Origin of the sequence: Streptomyces sp. MZ04, from assembly GCF_004684775.1 — a bacterium.
GTDB lineage: Bacteria > Actinomycetota > Actinomycetes > Streptomycetales > Streptomycetaceae > Streptomyces.
In genome coordinates, this window is sequence record NZ_SRIC01000325.1 from 1 (window position 1) to 8,616 (window position 8,616).

Here is an 8,616-nt window from a genome sequence, read left to right on the forward strand (position 1 = left end):
CCCCAGGCCACGCCCCCGGAGCAGCCGGCGCCCGCGCCCCCGCAGCAGCCCGCCGACTTCCCGCGCCCCGCCGCGGCGAACGCCGTCGTGGACCGGGAGGGCGCGAGCGTCCGCCTCGCGGGCTGCTGTACGCCCGTACCGCCCGACGAGGTGACCGCCTTCGCGGTGCGCGGCGGTGTCGTGACCGTGCACCGCGTCGAGTGCCCAGCGGTCGCGCGCATGAAGGAAGTGGGGCGCGCGGAGGTCGGAGTGCGCTGGGGGGACAGCGCGGGGTGCCGGGTCACGCTGACCGCCGAGTCGTTCGGGCGGGCGCATCTGCTGGCCGACCTCACCGAAGCCATCGCCCTGGAGGGCGTCGAGATCATGTCGGCGACGGTCGAGCCGCCGAGCCAGCAGCGCGTGCGCCACACGTACACGCTGCAACTCCCGGACGCGGCCCACCTGCCGGGCCTGATGCGGGCGATGCGCGCGGTGCCCGGCGTGTACGACGTGAGCCGTGCGCAGCATCCGGCGGCGGCCACTTCGTAGCGGTCGGCAGACGTCAACCGGCGTCTGTCCACGGGCCGCCGGGGAGGCATCCGAGACTCGTTCGGGTGGCATGGCGCGCGCCGACACCGATGTCGAAGGCCCGCGCTGATAGCGGTGGTTCATGCTGCTCACCCCCCGGGTCAAGGCCGCACGGCCGAAGACCCTCCGCATCGCGGCCGCGCTCCTGGCCGCGGCCACCTCCGCCACCCTGCTCGCCGCGAGCGCGCCGTCACCGGCCACTCCGCTCGGCATCGGCGACCGGCTCTTCCCGCATCTGGGGAACCCCGGATACGACGTCGCGTCGTACGACATCTCCTTCGCCTATCACGGCGACAACAAGAAGCCGCTCGACGCCGTGACGGTGATCGACGCCCGCGTGACGTCCCCGCTGGAGCGGGTCAACCTCGACTTCGCGCACGGCAAGGTCCGCTCCGTCGCCGTCAACGGCGCCCCCGCCCGTTTCGACTCCACCGGTGAGGACCTGGTCGTGACGCCGCAGCGGCCGCTCGGCCAGGGCGATCGGATGCGGATCACCGTCCGCCACACCAGCGATCCCACCCCTGGGAAGAATGCGGAAGGCGGCTGGGTGCGCACGGACGACGGGCTCGCCATGGCCAACCAGGCCGACGTCGGGCACCTGGTGTTCCCGTGCAACGACCACCCCGCGGACAAGGCGCGCTTCACGTTCCGTGTGACGGCCCCCAAGGGGCTCACCGCCGTCGCGAACGGCCTCCCCCTGGGGCAGACACGGAACGCGGGCAGCACCACCTGGGCCTACCGCTCCCACCACCCGATGGCGACCGAACTGGCCCAGGTGTCCATCGGCCGTTCCTCCGTAGTGCACCGCTCCGGGCCGCACGGTCTCCCCGTACGCGATGTGGTGCCCACCAAGGACCGGCAGAAGATGGAGCGCTGGCTGAAGAAGACGCCGGACCAGATCGGCTGGATGGAGGAGAAGGTCGGCCGCTACCCCTTCGAGACGTACGGCGTGCTGATCGCCGGGGCGCAGACCGGCTTCGAACTGGAGACACAGACACTCTCTCTCTTCGAGAGAGACCTGTTCACGCGGCCCGGGTTCCCCGAGTGGTACGTGGACTCGATCATGGTCCATGAGCTGGCGCACCAGTGGTTCGGCGACAGTGTGAGCCCGCGGTCCTGGTCCGATCTGTGGCTCAACGAAGGCCACGCCACCTGGTACGAGGCACTCTTCGCCGAGGAGAAGTCGGGGAAGTCGGGGAAGTCGCTCAAGAAGCGGATGCGCGAGGCCTACCGGCAGTCGGACGTCTGGCGTGCCGCGGGCGGGCCGCCCGCCGCCCCGAAGAAGCCCGCGCCGGGGCAGAAGATCAGCATCTTCCGTCCGGTCGTGTACGACGGCAGCGCCCTGGTCCTCTACGCGCTGCGGCAGGAGATCGGGCGGGACGCCTTCGACCGGCTCGAGCGGGAGTGGGTGCGCACCTACCAGGACGGGAACGCGGCCACCGCGGACTTCGTGCGCCTCGCATCCGAGACCGCGGGGCGCGACCTGGGCGGATTCTTCGAGGCCTGGCTGTACGGCGCGAAGACGCCGCCGATGCCCGGACATCCGGACTGGCGTAAGCCCGCTCCCGCCGGGAAATAACCCATGTGACGAGACGGGCCGTTCCGTGCAACCATCTGCTGGTCGGCGTCGCGGCCGGTCCGGGAGAACCCTTCGGGGGAATCTCAGGGTCGGCCCGGGTCGGCCCGGGGAATCCCGGGACGGCCCCGAGCGTTGACGACTATGACGAAATCCCATCGACGCAAAGGATCCAATGACCTCCTCTTCTTCCCCTTCCCAGGACGCGCAGAGCCTCGCGCAGAACTACCCCGAAGGTCTTCGGGCCGATGCCCTGATGGAAGAGGACGTCGCCTGGAGCCACGAGATCGACGGAGAGCGGGACGGCGAGCAGCTCGACCGCTCCGAGCGCGCGGCTCTGCGCCGCGTCGCGGGCCTCTCCACCGAGCTCGAGGACGTCACCGAGGTCGAGTACCGACAGCTCCGCCTGGAGCGTGTGGTGCTCGTCGGTGTGTGGACCTCGGGCACCGTGCAGGACGCGGAGAACTCGGTCGCCGAGCTCGCCGCCCTCGCGGAGACCGCGGGCGCGCTCGTGCTCGACGGACTCATCCAGCGCCGCGACAAGCCCGACCCGGCGACGTACATCGGATCCGGCAAGGCCCAGGAGCTGCGCGACATCGTCCTCGAGACCGGGGCCGACACCGTGGTGTGTGACGGTGAGCTGAGCCCCGGCCAGCTGATCCACCTCGAAGACGTCGTCAAGGTCAAGGTGGTCGACAGGACCGCCCTGATCCTCGACATCTTCGCGCAGCACGCCAAGTCCCGAGAGGGCAAGGCGCAGGTCGCCCTTGCCCAGATGCAGTACATGCTCCCGCGCCTGCGCGGCTGGGGTCAGTCGCTCTCCCGTCAGATGGGCGGCGGCGGATCCAGCGGTGGCGGCGGCATGGCGACCCGTGGTCCCGGTGAGACCAAGATCGAGACGGACCGCCGTCGGATCCGCGAGAAGATGGCGAAGATGCGCCGGGAGATCGCGGAGATGAAGACGGGCCGCGACATCAAGCGCCAGGAGCGCAAGCGCAACAAGGTGCCTTCGGTCGCGATCGCCGGTTACACGAACGCGGGCAAGTCGTCCCTGCTCAACCGCCTCACGGGCGCGGGCGTCCTGGTGGAGAACGCGCTGTTCGCCACCCTCGACCCGACCGTGCGCCGGGCCGAGACGCCGACCGGCCGGATCTACACCCTGGCCGACACCGTCGGCTTCGTCCGGCATCTGCCGCACCACCTCGTCGAGGCGTTCCGCTCCACGATGGAGGAGGTCGGCGAGTCCGACCTGATCCTGCACGTGGTGGACGGTTCGCACCCGGTGCCGGAGGAGCAGCTGGCCGCCGTGCGCGAGGTGATCCGCGACGTGGGTGCGACCGACGTACCCGAGATCGTGATCGTCAACAAGGCGGACGCGGCCGATCCACTGGTGCTCCAGCGGCTGCTGCGCAACGAGAAGCACGCGATCGCGGTGTCCGCGCGTACGGGCGCCGGTATCGACGAGCTGCTCGCGCTGATCGACGACGAACTGCCGCGGCCCGAGGTCGAGATCGAGGCCCTCGTGCCGTACACGCAGGGTCAGCTCATCTCGCGGGCGCACGCCGAGGGCGAGGTGCTCTCCGAGGAGCACACCGCCGAGGGCACGCTGCTCAAGGCGCGGGTGCACGAGGAACTGGCGGCGGATCTCACGCCGTACGTTCCGGTCGCGAGCTGAACGCGGGCTCTGGCAGGCGCGGTTCACGCATCGGTTGACATGGCGAAGGCCCGCCCCCTTTCGTAGGGGGCGGGCCTTCGCCATGTCAGGTTCGACGGTTCGACGCGCGAGGTGCGGCTACTTGGAGCCGTACTTCTTGCTCATCATGTCGTAGACCTGCTGGGCACCCTTGCCCAGCTGCGGTCCGGCCAGCCAGGTGTTCTCGGCCGGGCCGATCGAGGTGTTCGACACCAGCTTCATCTTGTCGCCCACCATCCGGAACCAACCGCCACCGGACGAACCGCCGGTCATGGTGCAGCCGATGCGGTACATCGTCGGCTGGGCCGCGGTCAGCGAGAGACGGCCCGGCTTGTCGATGCACTTGTGCATGATCTGGCCGTCGTACGGCGGGGCGGCGGGGTAGCCCCAGGCGCCCATCGAGCTCACGCTCGGCGCCGACGGAGTCGAGAAGTCGACGTCCAGCGCGGCACCGACCGTCTCCTCCAGGGACTTGGAGCCCTGCTCCGGCTTCACGTGCATCACGGCGTAGTCGTACGGCGCACCGGCACCGCCCGAAGCGGCACCCTCGTCGATCCACTCGGCGGACGTCGAGACCCAGTCGGCCCAGTACTGGCCGTAGGGGGCGATCTCCTGCGGAGCGGCGTTCTGCAGCTCGGCCTCGGACTTGCCCAGGTCGTTGTACGCGGGCACGAAGGTGATGTTGCGGTACCAGCCACCGGCGGAACCGGCGTGCACGCAGTGGCCCGCGGTCCACACGAGGTTGGACTTGCCCGGGTTACGGGGGTCCTTCACGACGGTGCCGGAGCAGACCATCGAGCCCTCGGGGGAGTCGAAGAAGATCTTGCCGACCGGGGCGGCGTTCTCGGTGTACGGCGTCTTCTCGCGCTTGGCCTTGACCGGAGACGGCTCGGGGTCCGTCGTGCCCTGGTCGGCGGCGGCGTCCTTCGCGGCGATCGTCTTGTTCGGGTCCTTGGCCTTCGTCATGCGCTCGGGCTTCCACAGCCCGTCGATGACCGGGTTGACGAAGTCCTTGGCCTCGCGCAGCCAGTCCTCCTTGGCCCAGTTCTTCCAGGCCCCGTCCTTCCACTTGTCCGGGTCGATGCCGTGCTCCTTGAGCCGGTCGGCGATGTCGCCGGGCAGCTGGGCCTCGGAGCCGGTGTCGGAACCCTTGTCGGCGCCCTGCGAGGCGCCGGAATCGGCCTTGTCACTGGCCTTGTCGTCGCTGGGGCCGCAGGCCGTGGCGGTGAGCGCCAGAGTCGCGGCGAGCCCGGTGGCGGCGAGTGCGAGACGCCGCCCGCGACTGCGCGCGAAGGGCGCACGAGTGGAACGCATGCTGTTGTAAACCCCCGAATAGAGCGTGTAATTGCCATGTACGTGTCACATGCGGGCGTGGCTGCTCCGGGAGCCCCACGCCGACGCAACACCCCACTATGCCTGGGCGATTGAGGACGAACGCAGGCGGGGTCGTGAAGGTTTCCGGCAACCCCGACGCCGTGCGCCCGCGTACGCCAGGCGACCTGGGACGCGCGGCCGACGACCTACGGTTGTCGGCCGCGCGTCCTTCGCGCGAACTACTGGTCGGCGAACTTCTTGCTGACCGCGCCGTAGATGCCCTTGGCCTCCTTGCCCAGGCGCGGACCGGCCAGCCAGCCTGCCGTCACCGGACCGATGGAGGTGTTGGACACCAGGGCCGGCTTGCCGTCCGAGCCCGCGGCGACCCAGCCGCCACCGGACGAACCGCCGGTCATCGTGCAGCCGATGCGGTACATCGTCGGGTCGGGCTTGCTGATCGAGAGCCGGCCCGGCTTGTCGGCGCACTGGAACGCCTTCTGGCCGTCGAACGGCGGTGCGGCCGGGTAGCCGGTCGCCGTGATCTTGGAGATCTGGGGCACGGCCGGGGCGTTGAAGTCCACCGGAAGCGCCGAACCGACCTGCTCCTCGAGGGACTTGCCCTCGTTGCCCTTCTCGGGCGTCACGTGGATGACCGCGAAGTCGTACGGCGCACCCGTGCCGCCCGTCGGGCCGCCCTGCTCGATCCACTGGTCGGAGGTCTGCGCCCAGTCACCCCACCAGACGCCGTACGGCGCGACTTCTTCCTTGGGGGCGTTCTGCAGCTCTTCGACCGACTTGCCGCTGTTGTTGTACGAGGGCACGAAGGCGATGTTGCGGTACCAGCCGCCCTTCGCGCCGGCGTGCACACAGTGGCCCGCGGTCCACACCATGTTGGACTTGCCCGGGTGGGCGGGGTCCTTCACGACGGTGGCGGAGCAGACCATCGAGCCCTCGGGGCCGTCGAAGAAGAGCTTGCCCGACTCGGGAACGGCGTCGTGGTACGGCGTCTTCACGGCCGCCGCGTCCACCGGCTCGGGCGTCGGGTCGGTCACGCCCTGGTCGCCGGAGATGTCGTTGTCGTCGACGCCCCGGTCCGGGTTCTTGTCGGCGTCCCGCATCCGGTCCGGGTCCCACAGACCGTCGATGATCGGGTTGACGTAGTCGCCGGCCTCGCGCAGCCAGTCGTCCTTGTCCCAGTTCTTCCAGGCCCCGTCCTTCCACTTGTCCAGGTCGATGCCGTGCTCCTTGAGCCGGTCCTGGATGTCGTCCGGGATCTGGACCTTGCCGTCGTCGTTGCCTTCGTTGCCGTCATCGGCGGGCTGGGACGCGGACGGTTCGTCGCCCGCGTTGTCCGCGCTCGGGCCACAGGCCGTCGCCGTGAGAACGAGCGCGGCGCCGATCGCGACAGCGGCCGCCACAGGGGAGGTTCTGCCGCGCGCGCTCCTCCCACGACGGGCGGTATTGAGCGGGCGTATGGGTCGCATAGAGAGATTCCCCCTGGGCTTCGAGATCGTTCCACTTGCCGGACACCGTGCGTCATTTGGCGCGTTCCGCACCGAATGACCCGGCGCTGCACACCCTGTTGCCGGTGAACGGCCCCCCACACTATGCCGGTGCCGTAGGGGACTGCCGACGGGACGGCAACGGTTTCGTCACGGCAAGGATCTTCCGATTACCCGTGATCCCCCGCATCCCCCGTCGTTGGTACGTACGGGGGACTCGCGGCATGCGTTCAACTCCCCTGCCAACTCGTCGGCGCACAAGCCCAGACCGAGTGGGACGTGCGCATTCCCAGCGGGAGGACCAACAGTCGTGGCCGTGACCGAGCCTGCGCCCGCGGCGGTTTCCGCGGCACCGTCCGTGGGGCGCTCAGCGGCGCACTCCGCCGCACACGAGGGGATCCTGCGACGCCAGTCGGCGCGCGAGTCGGCGGCGCGCACCTATGCGCGCGCCCTGCCGATCGTGCCCGTACGGGCACGCGGTCTCACGATCGAGGGCGCCGACGGACAGCGCTATCTCGACTGCCTCTCGGGAGCGGGGACGCTGGCCCTCGGCCACAACCATCCGGTGGTGCTCGAGGCGATCAGAAAGGTCCTCGACTCGGGGGCGCCCCTGCACGTCCTCGACCTGGCCACACCGGTCAAGGACGCCTTCACCACGGAGCTGTTCCGCACACTTCCCCGCGGGCTCGCGGACCGTGCGCGCATCCAGTTCTGCGGCCCCGCCGGCACGGACGCGGTGGAGGCAGCGCTCAAACTCGTGCGTACGGCGACCGGCCGCGGCGGCATGCTCGCCTTCACCGGTGCCTACCACGGGATGACGGCGGGGGCGCTCGAAGCATCCGGCGGCGCATCGGACGTACGGGTCGCGCGGCTGCCCTATCCGCAGGACTACCGCTGCCCGTTCAGGATCGGCGGGGCACGCGGGGCCGACCTCGCGGCCCGCTGGACCGAGAGCCTCCTCGACGACACCAAGTCGGGCGTGCCGGCACCGGCCGGGATGATCCTCGAGCCGGTGCAGGGCGAGGGCGGAGTGATCCCCGCCCCTGACGCGTGGCTGCGCCGGATGCGCGAGATCACCGCCGCGCGCTCCATCCCGCTCATCGCGGACGAGGTCCAGACGGGCGTCGGGCGCACCGGCACCTTCTGGGCGGTCGAGCGCAGCGGCATCGTCCCCGACGTGATGGTCCTGTCCAAGGCCATCGGCGGCAGCCTGCCGCTGGCCGTCGTGGTCTACCGCGACGACCTCGACGTCTGGCCGCCCGGCGCTCACGCGGGCACCTTCCGCGGCAATCAGCTCGCCATGGCGGCCGGCGCGGCCACATTGGCGTACGTCCGAGAGAACCGCCTCGACGAACGTGCCGCCACCCTCGGCACCCGCATGCTCGCCCAACTGCGGTCCCTGGGCCACGAACACCCCTGCGTCGGCGACGTCCGCGGCAGAGGCCTGATGATCGGAGTCGAGTTGGTGGACCCGACCGCTGCCCCGACCGCTGCCCCGATCACTGTCCCGAACGAACACCGGCCCGACGCGGGGCGACTTGGCGCGGAGGCGGGGGCGGATGCGATGGCGAACCCGGCCCCGGCCCTGGACCCGGAGGCGGCCCCGGAGGCGGCGACGGACCGCTCAGCGCTGCTGCCGCTGCCCCCAGCCCCCGAACTGGCCGCCGCCGTACAGCGGGAATGCCTGCGCCGCGGCCTCATCGTCGAACTGGGCGGTCGGCACTCCAGCGTCGTACGCCTCCTCCCTCCTCTCACCATCACGGACGAGCAGGCGGCCGCGATCCTCGACCGCCTCGCCGACGCGCTGGCCACGGCGGCGCGCTCACACCTCGGATGACCACGTCCGACGCGGGGCGCTCCCGGTCGGACACGAGACAACAGCACAGCTCCAGCCCGTCCCCACGGAGCCCGAACGACCCCACAACTGTCTCTTAGACACATCTCCGAGCCCACGAGACGCTCAT

6 protein-coding genes are annotated in these 8,616 nt (G+C 70.5%); 4 read left to right on the forward strand and 2 right to left on the reverse strand.

Features of this window, described 5'->3' with window-relative positions; translation table 11 throughout:
- From E2651_RS37720 to hflX, 3 genes are all read left to right on the forward strand, one after another.
- Positions 1–528, forward strand: a 528-nt coding sequence (locus E2651_RS37720; RefSeq protein ID WP_135335785.1) for an ACT domain-containing protein, incomplete at its 5' end; no start/stop codon positions are given.
- A 121-nt stretch (positions 529–649) separates the two neighbouring features.
- Positions 650–2,146: a M1 family metallopeptidase gene (locus E2651_RS37725; protein ID WP_135335786.1), complete on the forward strand. Its 1,497-nt coding sequence runs from the start codon at positions 650–652 to the stop codon at positions 2,144–2,146.
- Positions 2,147–2,318: 172 nt separating this feature from the next.
- The gene (gene hflX, locus E2651_RS37730) at positions 2,319–3,818 is read left to right on the forward strand and encodes a GTPase HflX (RefSeq protein ID WP_135335787.1); all 1,500 of its coding nucleotides are present in this window, start codon (positions 2,319–2,321) and stop codon (positions 3,816–3,818) included.
- 117 nt (positions 3,819–3,935) lie between these two features.
- Here hflX and E2651_RS37735 read toward each other — a convergent pair whose 3' ends face one another.
- Complete coding sequence (locus E2651_RS37735; protein ID WP_135335788.1) at positions 3,936–5,150, reverse strand: hypothetical protein; 1,215 nt, start codon at positions 5,148–5,150, stop codon at positions 3,936–3,938.
- A 239-nt stretch (positions 5,151–5,389) separates the two neighbouring features.
- Entirely contained in the window at positions 5,390–6,634 is a 1,245-nt protein-coding gene (locus E2651_RS37740; protein WP_135335789.1) for a hypothetical protein, read from the reverse strand.
- A gap of 376 nt (positions 6,635–7,010) precedes the next feature.
- On the opposite strand from E2651_RS37740, the gene E2651_RS37745 reads away from it, so the two are divergent.
- The gene (locus E2651_RS37745; protein ID WP_245239470.1) at positions 7,011–8,489 is read left to right on the forward strand and encodes a diaminobutyrate--2-oxoglutarate transaminase family protein; all 1,479 of its coding nucleotides are present in this window, start codon (positions 7,011–7,013) and stop codon (positions 8,487–8,489) included.
- Positions 8,490–8,616 lie beyond the last annotated feature (127 nt).